The following is a 12,632-nucleotide window of genomic DNA, read 5'->3' as shown; positions in this document are numbered from 1 at the left end:
TGAAGCCCAGGTCGGCACCCAGGTGGACGAGCGAGGCGATGGCCGGGGCAGCGGAATGGCGCTGCTGGTCATCGCGTCCTGTCAGCTGATGGTGGTGCTCGACATCACCATCGTGAACATCGCGCTGCCGGACATCCAGCGCTCGCTCGACTTCTCCACCACCAGCCTGTCCTGGGTGGTCAACGCCTACACGCTCACCTTCGGCGGACTGCTGCTGCTCGGTGGCCGGATGGGCGACATCCTCGGCAGACGCCGCGTCTTCGTCTTCGGTGTCCTGCTCTTCGTCCTCGCCTCGTTCCTCGGCGGGCTGTCCCAGAACTCGTGGCAACTCCTCGCCGCCCGTGCCCTCCAGGGCGTCGGCGGCGCCATCGCCTCCCCGACCTCCCTCGCCCTGATCAGCACGACCTTCCGCGAAGGCCCCGAACGCAACCGGGCGTTCGGCGTCTTCGCCGCGGTGTCCGCGGGCGGCGGCGCGATCGGACTGCTGGCCGGCGGCATGCTGGTCGAGTGGCTGAACTGGCGCTGGGTGCTGTTCGTCAACGTCCCCATCGGGCTGCTCATCGTGCTGGCCACCCCGCGCTGGATCCGGGAGTCCCAGCGCCACCCCGGACACTTCGACCTGACGGGAGCACTGACCTCCACCATCGGCATGGTGCTGCTGGTCTACGGGTTCATCCGGGCCGCGCAGGACGGCTGGCGGGACCCGCTCACGCTGGCCGCGTTCGGGGCCGCCGTCGTCTTCCTGCTGCTGTTCATCCAGGTCGAGCGGCGCTCCCCGCAGCCCATCACGCCCCTGCACATGTTCGCCGACCGCAACCGGGCGGGCACCTACGGGATGATGCTCAGCCTCGCCGCCGCGATCTTCGGCATGTTCTTCTTCCTGACGCTCTTCGTCCAGAACGTGCTGGACTTCAGCCCACTCCAGGCCGGGCTGGCCTTCCTGCCGGTGAGCGCGCTCATCGCGGTGGGCGCGGGGCTCGCCTCCCAACTCCTGCCGAAGTACGGGCCCAAACCCTTCATGGTCACCGGTGCGATCCTGGCCGCCGCGGGCCTCGCCTGGCTGACCCTGACCGATGTGCACTCCACCTACGCGGGCAGCGTTCTCGGCCCGATGCTCGTCTTCAGCCTCGGCATGGGCATGGAGTTCGTCTCCCTGACCCTGATGGCACTGTCCAACGTGACACCCCAGGAGACGGGCGCCGCCTCCGGACTGCTCAACGCCACCCAGCAGGTCGGTGGCTCCCTCGGACTGTCCATCCTGGTCACGATGTACGGTACGGCCAGCAGCAACGAGGCCGAGAAGCAGATCCCCGCGTTCCTGGCCCAGGCGACCCCCGCGGAACGGCTGCGCTTCGAGCGCACCGGCCAGCTGCCGCCGCCCTGGGCCGACGAGGTCCTCACCGCCGGGGTCTCCGCTTCGTTCGTCATGGCCGCGATCTTCACCGTGATCGCCGCGGTGATCGCCCTCCTCGTCATCCAGGTCCGCCCTTCCGACCTGGAACGCCTTCAGGGCGGAAAGATGCCGGTGGCGTGAGGCGGGGCCGCCGGATCGGAGGTGCCGGCCTGCCTGTCGGCCCCTCCGATCCGGCGGCCCGCTCGCCGGTCAGGGGCGCTCCCCGCCTCAAGGAAGCGCCCCGGTGTGCGGTCGGTGCCGGTCAGCTGTTCGGGACGGTGTCCTGGAAGGTGGTCCCGGCGGTGCGGTAGGCGTTGATCTTGGCGGTGACCTGCGCCGGGGTCAGGGTCTGGTCCTTGACGTGCAGGACGTAGTCGACCTGCTGGTCGTAGGCGCGGGGAGTGGTGCTGGTCTGGCCCGCCAGGTCGATCAGCCACTGGTTGAAGTTGATCGACATGGGCCGCTCGGGCAGGTAGGCGGCGTCATGGGTGCCGAACAACTGGCCGTCGACGTAGTACTTGATGGTGCTGTTGTCGATCGTCAGGACCAGGTCGTGCCAGCCGGCGTAGCTCACGCGGGCCTCGGTGTGCTGGTTGACCGCCTGCCACGGGTCGGGGTTGTACGTCTCCCAGGAGGTGGCGTACAGGATGTTGGCCGGCTCGCCCCAGCCGCCGTTGGGCAGGTACTCGAAGTCGTACTCCGCGTAGTTGTCGGCCATCGGGGCGGTCAGGTCGTTGATGGTGAAGAACGTCTGCACGAGGCGGTCGCCGTCCGGCCCGGAGACCGGCGCGTCGGAGAACTTCACCCGGGCCGCGTAGGTGCCGTTCTTGAACTTCATGGCCTTGGTGAGGACTTCGGTCTGCTTGGTGCTGGCGGCCGTTCCCGCGGTCTCCGTGCGCAGGTTCATCACGGAGTTCCCGCCGGTGGCGGCGAAGGTGACGTTCTCCGGGGCCCAGGTGGCGCCGGGCACGCCGGGGCCACCGGAGTTGGAGCGCACGCTCCAGCCGTTCGCGGCGATCCTCGGGTCGCCGGACGTCGTGTAGTTGAAGTCGTCGAACAGGGTCTGTCCGCCGGCCGGCGGGTCGGTGGGCGGGTCGGTGGGCGGGTCGGTCGGCTCGTTGCCGGCCGGCGCGGTGCCCCACACCGTGGCGCCGGACAGCTGGGCGGTGACCTTCGCCCAGTCCGCGTAGGCCGTCTGCGAGGGCCCGAAGGAGTAGTCGTCGCTCTGCCGCAGCGCCTGCCAGTCCGAGCGGTGGAAGCGCAGCTGCATGTCGCCGGTGTCGGCGCCGGGCGCGAGGCTGCCCGCCCCGGCCGTGAACCCGACCTCCAGATAGCGGTCCGCCGTGGCCGTGGGGTTGGCCAGGGTGCCGAAGGTGCCGGTGATGTTGCCGCAGCCCTTGACCGCCCAGGAACAGGCGAAGCGGTAGGCCGCCCCGGCGCTGTCCGCCTTGAAGTAGTAGCGGATCTTGACGGTGCTGAGCTGGACGGTGGTGTCGCCGGTGTTCCTGACCTTCAGCCAGGGCTCGGTCTGGTCCGCCGTGGCGCCCGTGGCACTGGTCCGGTACTGCACCGTGACGTCGGCGGCGGCGGCGCCGGCGGCGGTGGGCACCGCGGCGAGCCCCGCGGCACCCAGGGCGACGGCCGTGGCGGCCGCCGAGGCGAGGCGCAGCCGGCTCGGATGGGTTCTGGTCGTCATGCTGATTCCTTTCCGGGACGAGGAGTTCCGTACTGGGTCGGTGGGTCGGTGGGTCGGTGGGTCGGTGGGTCGGTCAGAGGTCCGTGCCGGGCCTTCCGGGGTCCGTGGCCGGCTTTCCGGGGTCCGTGCCGGGCCTTTCGGGGTCCGTGCCGGGCCTTCCGGGGTGGCGTCGGACCTGGAGCGCGTCGAGGCGGGCGGTGTGCCGCTCCAGACGGGCGGAGAAGTCCGCCCAGGTGCTGGGGCCGCTCCACCCGCGGTCGGCCAGCGCGCACAGGCGGGGGTAGGTGAGGTGTTCCAGGCGCTCGGGCGTGGACGCGTACTCGGTCCACACCTGGGCCTGCGTGCCCAGCACCCGCGCGGCGGTGTCCGGGTCCGCTCCCGCGGGCACCGGATCGTGGCCGTGGACGTCCCGCAGGCCCACGACCGCTCCCGGCTGCGCCCGCGGCTCCCGAGGATCCGCGGTCTGCGGATAGTCGAGGTAGGTGGCGCGGTAGTGGGCGTTGATCACGTCGTGGCCGCGGCGGGCGGCGGCCAGGGCGTGCGCGGGGTCGCGCCAGGCCATCACGGTGAAGTCGGCGGGCAGTTCCGTGCCGGTCTCCGCCCAGCCGACCGGCCGGCGCCCGTTCCTGGTGAGGAAGGCGCCGACGCGGCCGAGGAACCAGCCGTGCAGCGCGGCCGGCCCGCTCAGGCCTTCCGCCCGCAGGCGCGCCCGCGCGACGGGACTCCGCTCCCACTCGGTGACGGGGCACTCGTCGCCGCCGATGTGGATGTAGGGGGAGGGGAAGAGGTCCATGACCTCCTCCAGCACGGTGCGGCAGAAGTCGAAGACCTCTTCGTGCACGCCGAGGATCGTGTCGCACACCCCCCACCGGGTCCAGACGTCCAGGGCGCGGCCGGGATCGTTGCCCAGGTGCGGATAGGCGGCGAGGGCGGCCCGGACATGGCCGGGCATCTCGATCTCCGGCACCACCGTCACACCGCGCGCGGCGGCGTGTTCGACCAGGCCCGCGAGTTCGGCGCGGGTGTAGGCGCCGCCGTGCGGGGTGCCGTCGTGGTCGTCACCGGTGGGGCCGGTGGGGGACCGGGTGCGACGGCCGCCGATCTCCGTGAGCTTGGGGTAGGCCGCGACGGGCATGCGCCAGCCCTGGTCGTCGGTCAGGTGCAGATGGAAGACGTTGATCTTGTGCAGGGCGAGGAGGTCGACGTAGCGGCGCAGATAGGACACCGGCTGGTAGTGGCGTGCCACGTCGAGCATGGCGCCCCGCCAGGGGTGGCGGGGGACGTCGGTGATCTCCGCGCAGGGCAGGGTCCATGCCACGCCGGGCTGCGGGGCCCGGGCCAGGGCGGCTTCGGGCAGGAGCTGACGGATCGTCTGCACTCCGCGCAGCAGCCCGTCGAGCCGGGCGGCGCGCAGCAGTACGGAGTGCGGTCCGATGGTCAGCCCGTACCCCTCGGTGCCCAGGCCGGTGAGGGCCGGATCGAGGGCGAGGACGACCGTGCCGTCGTCGGCGGGGCGCAGCGGCAGCCCGGTGGCGGGCGCGAGGAGCGTGCGCAGCAGGCTCGCCGCGGGTTCGGCGCCCGCGCTGACGCGCAGGTGGGTGCCGGGGTGGAAGGTGAATCGTCCTGGCCTGCCGTGGGCCTTGGTGGGCGCGGGCAGGAGTGCGGTGTGCAGAGGATGTGGGGGCACGGCTGTCTCCGGGGGTCACGCGTACGGGAAGGGCCGGACGAGGAGGCGGTGTCAGCCCTTGACGGCGCCGGCGGCGAAGCCGGAGGTGACATGGCGTTGCAGCAGCAGGAACACGGCCAGGGCGGGCAGCGCGAACAAGGTGGAGGCGGCCATGGTGGCGCCCCAGTCGGTGCCGAACACGTTCTGGAAGGAGGAGAGCCAGACCGGCAGGGTGCGGCTGTCCTGGTGCTTGATGATCAGGAAGTTGGCGTAGGTGAACTCGTTCCAGGCGGTGATGTAGCCGAACAGCGAGGTGGCCATCAGGCCGGGGGCCAGCAGCGGGAAGGTGATGTGCCGGAAGGCGGCGGGCCGGGTGCATCCGTCGACCTGGGCCGCTTCCTCCAGTTCGGGTGGGATGGCGGCGATGAAGCCGCGCAGGACCACGACGGTGAACGGGAGCGTCATCATGAAGTAGACGAGGGTGAGTGTCGGCAGTCGGTCGAGCATGCCGGTGTCGCGGGAGATGATGTAGACCGGGATGATCAGCGCTTCCCAGGGCGCCATCTGCGCGATGAACACCATGAGGACGAAGGCGCGTCGGCCGCGCCAGCGCATCCGGGCCACGGCGAAGGCCGCGCCGAGCGCCACCAGCGAGGCCAGCAGGACCGCGCTCAGGGTGACGAGGATGCTGTTGCGCCAGAACAGCCCGAACCCGTCGGCGTCCACGGCGGTGCGGAAGTGGTCCAGGGTCCAGGTCCGCGGCAGCAGCCGGGGGTTGTCGGACTGGATGTCCCGGTTGGGCTTGAACGCGGTGGTGACCATCCAGTAGACGGGGAAGAGGCAGACGGCGATCGTCACCCCGGCGCCGATGTGGAGCGGGAGGCGCCGAAGACGCGGGCGAGCCGGAGTCATGGGCTCTCGCCCTCCTGGCGGAAGAGTTGGCGGAAGTAGAGGACGAGCACGGCGGCCATCATCAGGACGGTGACCATGGAGGCCGCCGAGCCGAGGTCGTAGCGCTGGCTCGACAGGGCGGTCTGGACGGCGTAGACGGGCAGGATCGTGGTCGCGTCACCGGGTCCGCCGTTGGTCATCACCCAGATCTGCACGAACGCCTTGAAGGTCCAGATCACCTCCAGCGAGAACACCAGCATGAAGATCGGCCGGATCATCGGGAAGGTGACGGCGTGGAAGATGCGCCGGGCGGAGGCGCCGTCGATCCGGGCCGACTCGTACAGCTCCGCCGGCACCGTGGTCAGGGCCGAGTAGAGGGTGATGGCCGCGAACGGCACCGACTGCCAGACGATCAGTACGACCAGGATGACGAAGGCGGCCGTGCCGTGGGCGAACCAGGGGTACCGGTCGAAAGAGCCGAACCCGGCCCGGGTCAGAGCCCAGTTGACGATGCCGAACTCGGAGTGGAACAGCCACTGGAAGACCGTCGTGGCCGCGAGGACCGGCATCGCCCAGGCCAGCACGAGTGAGCTGAGCACCGCCGTGCGGCCGGTCCGGCCGAGCCGTTCGATCATCAGGGCGACCAGGGTGGCGATCAGCATGATCAGGACGACGTTGACGGACATGAACAGGAACGTGCGGCGCACGACCTGCCAGAAGTGGCGGTCCGTCAGCAGGGTCTCGTAGTTGCGCAGGCCCACGAAGGCCGCGTCGCCCTGGATCAGCTGGCGCAGCCGGAAGTCCTGGAGGGAGATCAGCACGGCGCGGGCGAGGGGGTACAGGAGCAGGTACAGCATCCCGAGCACGGTCGGCGCGACCAGCAGGTAGGGCCACGCCCGGCCGAGCGGGAGACGCGCCGCGCGTTCACGAGTGACCGGCACGGGGGCGACTCCTTTCGGTGCGCGGCGGCGCGGGCCGGGCCCGGGTGGACGGGGGACCGGCCGCGCCGGTGCGCTGCGCGAGGGGGCCACGGCTCAGGCGCCGGAGTTCATGGCGGTGGTGATCGCCTCGGAGGCCTTGGCCGCCTCGGTCGCGGCGTCGGCGCCGGTGAGCACGGCGGTCATGTAGTCCTTGATGGGGTTCTTCGCCTCGACCGCGGCCCAACCAGGGGTGTTGGGTGTCGCCCGGCCGACCGCGGCGCCCGCCGCCATGGCCGCGGTGCCGGGGTCGGCGGCGACCGCGTCGGCCAGGGTCGTCTTGTTCGGCACATAGCTCATGGCGACGGCGAGCTTGCGCTGCCAGGTGTCACCGGTGAGTTCCTTGACGAAGGTGAAGGCGGCGTCCTGCTTGCCGGACGCGGCGGGTATCACCAGGTCGGAGCCGCCGATGAAGACGGAGCCGGGCTTGTCGGCGGTCTTGCCCGGGATGGGGAAGAACCCGAGCCTGCCCTTCAGTTCGGGGTTGCTCTCGATGACGACGTTGGCCCCGCCGGGCGTGGAGATGATCTGCGCGACCCGGCCCTCGGCCATCACCTGGGCCTGGGGCGGCTCCGCCTCGTCGGAGTCCCTCGGGCCCTTGCCCAGCGCCTGGAGCTTCTTGTAGAACTCCATGCCGCGCAGTGCCTCGGGGGTGTCGAGGGTGCCCTTCCAGGAGTCGCCGGAGCGCGTGGCCAGCTCTCCGCCCTCGTCCCAGATGAACCCGGCCAGCGCGTACCACGTCTGGCCGGGCAGGTAGATGCCCTCAGCGCCGGAGGCGTTGAGCTTCTCGGTCGCGGCGATCCAGTCGTCGCGGGTCTTGATGGCGGTCGCGTCGACACCGGCCTTCTCGAACAGATCGGTGCGGTAGATCACGACGCGGTTGGCGGCGTAGTACGGGATGCCGTACTGCTTGCCCTCGTAGGCGCCGGGTTCGGCCAGTCCGCGCAGCCAGTCGTCGCCGCCGAGTTCGTCGACCTTGTCGCTGAGGTCGAGCAGTCCGCCGCTCTGGGCGAACTGGGCCACCTGGGTGTTGCCGGTCTCGATGACATCGGGGGCGTCGTTGCCGGCCAGCGCGGCGGTGACCTTCTCGCCGATCCCGTCCCACTCCTGGATCTGCACCTTCACGTCGATGTCCGGGTGCGCGGACTCGAAGGCGGCGACGAAGTCCTTCTGGAACCGGGCGGAGACGCTGTCGCGCATGAGCCAGACATCGATGGTCGTCCCGCCGTCGGCGGAGTCGGACGGCTCGGAGCCGCCGCAGGCACTGAGGCCTCCGGCGACCATCAGCGCCAAGGCGCCTGCAAGCTTGCGGAGCTTCACTGTTCACCTCGGGGAGGAGAGCGCCAGATGACCTAACCAGTTCGCAACTGGATAGGTGACCTCTTGTTGGTCGATGAAGGTGGCATAGACCAATAGAGGCGTCAACCCCTCGCGCCGACACGGGTTTTGGGGCTTTCGCCGGACAGAAGATCCTGAACTTTGCCTCTCCTGCGGCTACACTGCACCTGACCAGCAGCCTCCAGTGGTCAACCCCCGGGGCGGCTGGTCACGTGACATCGCAGAGGGGCGGGGCGGGAGCGGCACATGAGCGCTGACAGGTCAGGGGCGGTCCTCAAGCGGGAACGCGTCCGCGACTACATCCTCCATCTCATCGAATCGCTGGCTCCCGGCGACGCCATCGCCTCCGAACGCACCCTGTGCGCCGACCTGAACGTCTCCCGGCCGACCCTGCGGGCGGCCGTCGACGAGCTCGTCGCGGCCGGCCTCCTCGTCCGCGAACACGGCCGCGGAATGTTCGTGGCCCCCGCGAAGATCACCCAGGAACTCGTCTCCGACCAGCAGGCCATGGTCCTGCCGCGGGCCTCCGGCACCTGGTCGAGCCGCCTGCTGGAGTTCACCACCATCGCCGCCGGCGCCCGGGTCGGCCGCAAGCTGCACATCTCACCGGCCGCCGAGATCGTCTACGTGGCCAGGCTCCGGCTCGTCGACGGCGCGCCCATGGCCATCGAGCACCTGCACATCCGCGCCGACCTCGTGCCCGCCCTCACCGCACGGGAACTGGAGACCGGCGACCTCTACGACCACCTCCGCGACCGGCACGGGATCCAGGTGAGCGAAGCGGTACAGACCATCGAGCCGACCGTGGTCAGCCAGGCCGAGGCCAAGCTCCTCGGCGTGCCCCACCTGTCACCCGCGCTGCTCTTCGAACGCCTCACCAGCGACACCGGCCACCAGCCCGTCGAGTACGTCCACTCCCTCTACCGGGGCGACCGCTACCGCATCGTCTCCCGGCTAGCCCTCGGGCCCACCGCCGGCCAGGAGCCCACGCCACCGGCGGGACACCTGCCGGGCATCCCGCCGGGCGCCTTCGCCCAGCCGGAGTCCGTCGCCCTCACCACCCAGGGCGACGTCCAGCCCGCCCGGTGACCGCCGCGCGGGCCGCCGTTCGGCTCAGGCCGGCAGGAACCTCCCGGCCAGCAGCCGGGCGCCCTCGTGCACACCGCGCACCGCCGTGCCCTTCGTGGCGGGGAGCTCTCCGAGGAAGCGGGTGGTGAGACAGGTGTTCTCGGGACGGGACGCGTAGCGGGTGCCCGCGCGGGCCGTCGGGACCACCAGCTCGGGCCGCGCGCCCAGCGCCTCGGCGATCACCGACGCCCACGCGGCCCGGCTCACCCGGTCCGGACCGCCCAGATGAAGCACCGGCGGAAGCGGCCCCCGGGCGCCCAGCACGGCCGCCGTCACCTCCGCCACGTCGTCGACCAGCACCGGAGTGGTCCACTGGTCCGCCGGTGCCGTGACCGGCTCACCGCGCAGCAGCCGATGGGCGCAGGCGGAGAAGAAGTTGAGCCACTTCCCGGCGTCGGCGGGCTCATGGCCGTAGACGAGACTGACCCGTAGGACGACGCCGTCCCCAGCCGTCCCCAGCAGTGCCCGCTCGGCGGCGGCCTTGGCGCGGCCGTAGGCGTTCGCGGGCCGGACCGGGGCGTCCTCGGCGTTGCCGGGCCGGGTGCCGTCGAAGACGTTGTCGGTGGAGATGAGGACGACACGCGCACCGCCGGCCTGCGCGGCGACGTTCTCGGCCACCGCGGTGTGCGCCGCCGCCGCGAGCTCCGGATGCTCCTCGCACCAGGTGACGTCCGAGGGGCCGTGCACCAGCACCACCCGGTCCGGGCGCAGCCGGGCCAGCAGCCGGCCGCACGCCTCACGATCGGTGGCGTCCAGCGCCGTCCAGTCCGCCCCCGGGCCGGGTGGTGACACCGGGGTGCGTGAGGCCAGGGTGACCGCCTCACCGGCCACGGCGAGACGGTGCGCTATGCCGGTGCCGACGAAGCCGCTGCCGACGACGAGGGTGCGGGGCGTGGTCATCGGCTCTCCTGCCCGGTGAGGGAGGCGGTCCGGTCCGCCAGCAGCCGGCCGGCACCGATCAGCCCGTGGTCGTCGTCGGCCCGGCCCAGTGACACGGCGGCGTCCACCGCGTCGGCGTCCAGCCCGAAGCAGCCCTGGCGCACCAGCTCCGCCACCAGCAGTTCGCGGTAGCGCTCCCCGACCGCCAGGGCGAAACCGCCCATGATGACGTACCGGCAGATCCCGATGGAGGTGAACACCGCCCCGATCGCCTGCGCCAGGTGGACGAGCGTGCCGCGCAGCACAGCCGTCGCGAACGGATCACCCTCCCGGACCGCCCGGGCGATCGCCGGATTGTCCACCGCGTCGGCACGGCCCCCGCACAGCTCGGCGAATCGGGACCGCGCGAAGCCCGCCGGGTCGGCGGCCACCGCGCGGCGCGCCGCCGCCAGCACGCCGCGGCCCGAGGCGATCCCGCCCAGATGCCCGCGGCCCCCGCAGTCGCAGAGCGGCGCGTCCGGCGACGGGTCGCACACCCAGTGGCCGAGCTCGCCACCGTGACCGTCGGCGTCGAGCAGCACCTCACCGCCCCGGAACACCTTGTTGCCGATCCCGGAGCTGACGGTCAGCAGACAGAACGGTTCCGTCTCGGTCGCCGCGTAACGCCAGGCCGCCGCCGTCAGGTCGTTGACCACCACGACCGGGGCGCCGACCCGCCGCGCCAGCAACTGCCCGAGCGGCAGCGGCGCACCGCGCCGCCCCCACACCGTGGGCGCCGCCAGCACCAGCCCGCTCGCCGAGATCGGCCCCGCGAAGGCCACCCCGACGGCCCGTGTCCCGGCGCCGTCCGTGTGCCGGGCGATCTCGTCGACGATCTGCTCCACGACCCGCTCCTGCAACACGGCCACCGGATCGTCCGGGTGCCGGGCGATGCCCTCCACCGGCACCCGGCGCACCCGCGACAGCGTCGCCGTCACCGGGTCGTACGTCCCCGTGCGCAGCGTGGTGCCGCCGACGTCCAGCACGGTGAACGTCCCTTCGGCGGCCCGGCCGGCGAGGGCCGGGGCGTCCGCCGCCCCGGACGGCACCAGCCGGTCAGACCCCGGAACGGTCATGGAGTTCCTCCTCGAAGACCAGCAGCCACAGCTCGTCGGCGGAATCGTTGACCAGCCCGTGCTCACCGTGCGGGCGGTTCACCACCACGTCCCCGGAACCCACCCGGAACTCCACGCCGTCCCGGTACATCAGCCCGTTCCCCCTGAGCACGACGTACGTCTCGCGGTCCGCGCCGTGCCGGTGCCGCCCGATCGACGTGCCCGGCGGCAGCACGGCCAGGTCGATGAACTCCGCGCCCGCACCGCCCTCGCCCCGCGCGAACACCCGGTGGGCCAGGATCGTGCCGAGCCCGCCGTGATCGTGCTCCTTGCCGCTGAACAGCTCGCCGAGGTTGGTCACGTCGCCCGGGGCGCCGCCGGGCGGCAGGTCATGAGAGACCGTCACTTCGCTCCCTCCTCGGCCGCGAGCGCCCGCAGCGCCTCTCGCAGCACCTCGGCGGGCAGGTCCGCCAGCTCCTCGACGAACGCCGCCTTGCCGACACCCGTCGGCACCACGAGGTGCAGTTTGCGGCCGCGGCGCTGCCAGGACGCCTGCAACGCCTGCGTCATCAGCTCCTCGGTGCAGGTGGCCGCGTCGAACACCGGGAGCCCGATCCGCCGCAGCAGGGCCACGACCCGCTCGCAGGTCTCCGTGTCGGCGAGCCCCAGCAGCCGGGCGATGTGCGCCGACAGGGCCATGTCGACGGCGACCGCCTCACCGTGCCGCAGCCGGTGCCCGCCGGCCGTCTCGATCACCGGGCTGAAGGTGTGGCCGAAGTCGACCAGCCGGGCCAGTTCGAGCTCGCGCAGGTTCGGGCACAGCTCCTCCATCATCAGCCGCATCGAGGTGCGCACGATGTACGTCTCCACCTCGCCGTCGGCCGCGGCGAGGAAGGCGTCCGGGTGCCGCTCCAGCGTCTCGAAGAGGCCGCTGTCGAGGATCACCGCCATCTTCACGATCTCCGCGAGCCCGCAGCGGATCTCCCGCGCCGGCAGCGTGGCCAGCAGCGCCGGGTCGTTGATCGAGGCGTGCGCCGGATGGTAGGCGCCGAACATGTTCTTCGAGTGCAGGGCGTTGACCCCGGTCTTCACCCCGACGCCCACGTCGACCTGCCCCACCAGGGTGGTGTTCACCTTGATGTAGCGGATACCGCGCGCGTACATGGAGGCCGCGAAACCCACGACGTCCGCGACGATCCCGCCGCCCACCGCGAGCATCACCCCATGGCGGTCGAGACCGGCCGCCTTGGCGATGGCGCACACCCGCTCCACGGACGCGAGCGTCTTGTTCCGCTCACCCGTCTCGATCACATGCACGCTCCAACTGCCCGGCGTCAGACGGGCGTCGAGATAGGCGCGCAGCCGCTCACCGTGGAGCCGGTGCACCGTGGGCCCGACGAAGGCCACCACACGCCGCCCCGCGACATAGCCGGCGAGGAGGGGATTGCCGGGGTCGAACACCGCGTCGGTGACGTCCACGCGGTAGCGCGTGCCCTCCGGCGCCAGCAGGTCGAAGCCTCCGGCGTCCTCGACCACCCCGTCGACCCGGACAAGGGCCTGGCTTGACATC

General features: G+C 71.7%; 11 protein-coding genes. 2 read left to right on the top strand and 9 right to left on the bottom strand.

Features of this window, described 5'->3' with window-relative positions:
• Positions 1 to 55: 55 nt before the first annotated feature.
• On the top strand, positions 56 to 1,534 hold the full coding sequence (locus ABT232_RS31670) for an MFS transporter (protein WP_351846391.1): 1,479 nt from the start codon (positions 56 to 58) through the stop codon (positions 1,532 to 1,534).
• Positions 1,535 to 1,655: 121 nt separating this feature from the next.
• On the opposite strand, the gene ABT232_RS31665 is transcribed toward ABT232_RS31670, so the two are convergent.
• The 5 genes from ABT232_RS31665 to ABT232_RS31645 form a co-directional block, all read right to left on the bottom strand.
• A complete protein-coding gene (locus tag ABT232_RS31665; RefSeq protein ID WP_351846321.1) occupies positions 1,656 to 3,089 on the bottom strand; it encodes a cellulose binding domain-containing protein in 1,434 nt (477 codons plus the stop codon).
• A 73-nt stretch (positions 3,090 to 3,162) separates the two neighbouring features.
• Complete coding sequence (locus ABT232_RS31660) at positions 3,163 to 4,776, bottom strand: beta-N-acetylhexosaminidase (protein WP_351846319.1); 1,614 nt, start codon at positions 4,774 to 4,776, stop codon at positions 3,163 to 3,165.
• Between the two features lie 51 nt (positions 4,777 to 4,827).
• Positions 4,828 to 5,667: a carbohydrate ABC transporter permease gene (locus ABT232_RS31655; protein ID WP_351846316.1), complete on the bottom strand. Its 840-nt coding sequence runs from the start codon at positions 5,665 to 5,667 to the stop codon at positions 4,828 to 4,830.
• Entirely contained in the window at positions 5,664 to 6,677 is a 1,014-nt protein-coding gene (locus ABT232_RS31650; RefSeq protein ID WP_450871602.1) for a carbohydrate ABC transporter permease, read from the bottom strand. Before ABT232_RS31650 ends, ABT232_RS31655 begins: the two co-directional genes overlap by 4 nt.
• Before the next feature lie 3 nt (positions 6,678 to 6,680).
• Positions 6,681 to 7,943: an extracellular solute-binding protein gene (locus ABT232_RS31645; protein WP_351846311.1), complete on the bottom strand. Its 1,263-nt coding sequence runs from the start codon at positions 7,941 to 7,943 to the stop codon at positions 6,681 to 6,683.
• Between the two features lie 264 nt (positions 7,944 to 8,207).
• Here ABT232_RS31645 and ABT232_RS31640 point away from each other — a divergent pair, with 264 nt between their 5' ends.
• Positions 8,208 to 9,050 carry a GntR family transcriptional regulator gene (locus ABT232_RS31640; protein ID WP_351846308.1) on the top strand — a complete coding sequence of 281 codons (843 nt, stop codon included), beginning with the start codon at positions 8,208 to 8,210 and terminating at the stop codon, positions 9,048 to 9,050.
• Positions 9,051 to 9,074: 24 nt separating this feature from the next.
• Here ABT232_RS31640 and ABT232_RS31635 read toward each other — a convergent pair whose 3' ends face one another.
• Genes ABT232_RS31635 through ABT232_RS31620 form a run of 4 tightly spaced genes read right to left on the bottom strand, consistent with a single transcriptional unit; the run spans position 9,075 to position 12,631 of the window.
• Positions 9,075 to 9,989: an SDR family oxidoreductase gene (locus tag ABT232_RS31635; protein ID WP_351846305.1), complete on the bottom strand. Its 915-nt coding sequence runs from the start codon at positions 9,987 to 9,989 to the stop codon at positions 9,075 to 9,077.
• The gene (locus tag ABT232_RS31630) at positions 9,986 to 11,083 is read right to left on the bottom strand and encodes an ROK family protein (RefSeq protein ID WP_351846302.1); all 1,098 of its coding nucleotides are present in this window, start codon (positions 11,081 to 11,083) and stop codon (positions 9,986 to 9,988) included. Before ABT232_RS31630 ends, ABT232_RS31635 begins: the two co-directional genes overlap by 4 nt.
• Positions 11,064 to 11,468, bottom strand: coding sequence for a cupin domain-containing protein (locus tag ABT232_RS31625; protein ID WP_351846299.1), 405 nt, complete (start codon positions 11,466 to 11,468; stop codon positions 11,064 to 11,066). The genes ABT232_RS31630 and ABT232_RS31625 overlap by 20 nt, the downstream gene beginning before the upstream one ends.
• Positions 11,465 to 12,631, bottom strand: coding sequence for a sedoheptulose 7-phosphate cyclase (locus ABT232_RS31620; RefSeq protein ID WP_351846296.1), 1,167 nt, complete (start codon positions 12,629 to 12,631; stop codon positions 11,465 to 11,467). Before ABT232_RS31620 ends, ABT232_RS31625 begins: the two co-directional genes overlap by 4 nt.
• Between the last annotated feature and the right edge of the window lies 1 nt (position 12,632).

The organism is Streptomyces sp. NPDC001532, from assembly GCF_040298625.1.
Classification (GTDB): Bacteria; Actinomycetota; Actinomycetes; order Streptomycetales; family Streptomycetaceae; genus Streptomyces.
Note: the sequence above shows the minus strand (reverse complement) of the source record. Positions and strands in the feature narration are given on the sequence as shown.

Bases quoted from the DNA above. Each gene is read 5' to 3' on its own strand.
- ABT232_RS31640 (WP_351846308.1), top strand. From the start codon at position 8,208: ATGAGCGCTGACAGGTCAGGGGCGGTCCTCAAGCGGGAACGCGTCCGC.
- ABT232_RS31620 (WP_351846296.1), bottom strand. From the start codon at position 12,631: ATGTCAAGCCAGGCCCTTGTCCGGGTCGACGGGGTGGTCGAGGACGCC.
- ABT232_RS31665 (WP_351846321.1), bottom strand. From the start codon at position 3,089: ATGACGACCAGAACCCATCCGAGCCGGCTGCGCCTCGCCTCGGCGGCC.
- ABT232_RS31670 (WP_351846391.1), top strand. From the start codon at position 56: ATGGCGCTGCTGGTCATCGCGTCCTGTCAGCTGATGGTGGTGCTCGAC.
- ABT232_RS31655 (WP_351846316.1), bottom strand. From the start codon at position 5,667: ATGACTCCGGCTCGCCCGCGTCTTCGGCGCCTCCCGCTCCACATCGGC.
- ABT232_RS31635 (WP_351846305.1), bottom strand. From the start codon at position 9,989: ATGACCACGCCCCGCACCCTCGTCGTCGGCAGCGGCTTCGTCGGCACC.
- ABT232_RS31630 (WP_351846302.1), bottom strand. From the start codon at position 11,083: ATGACCGTTCCGGGGTCTGACCGGCTGGTGCCGTCCGGGGCGGCGGAC.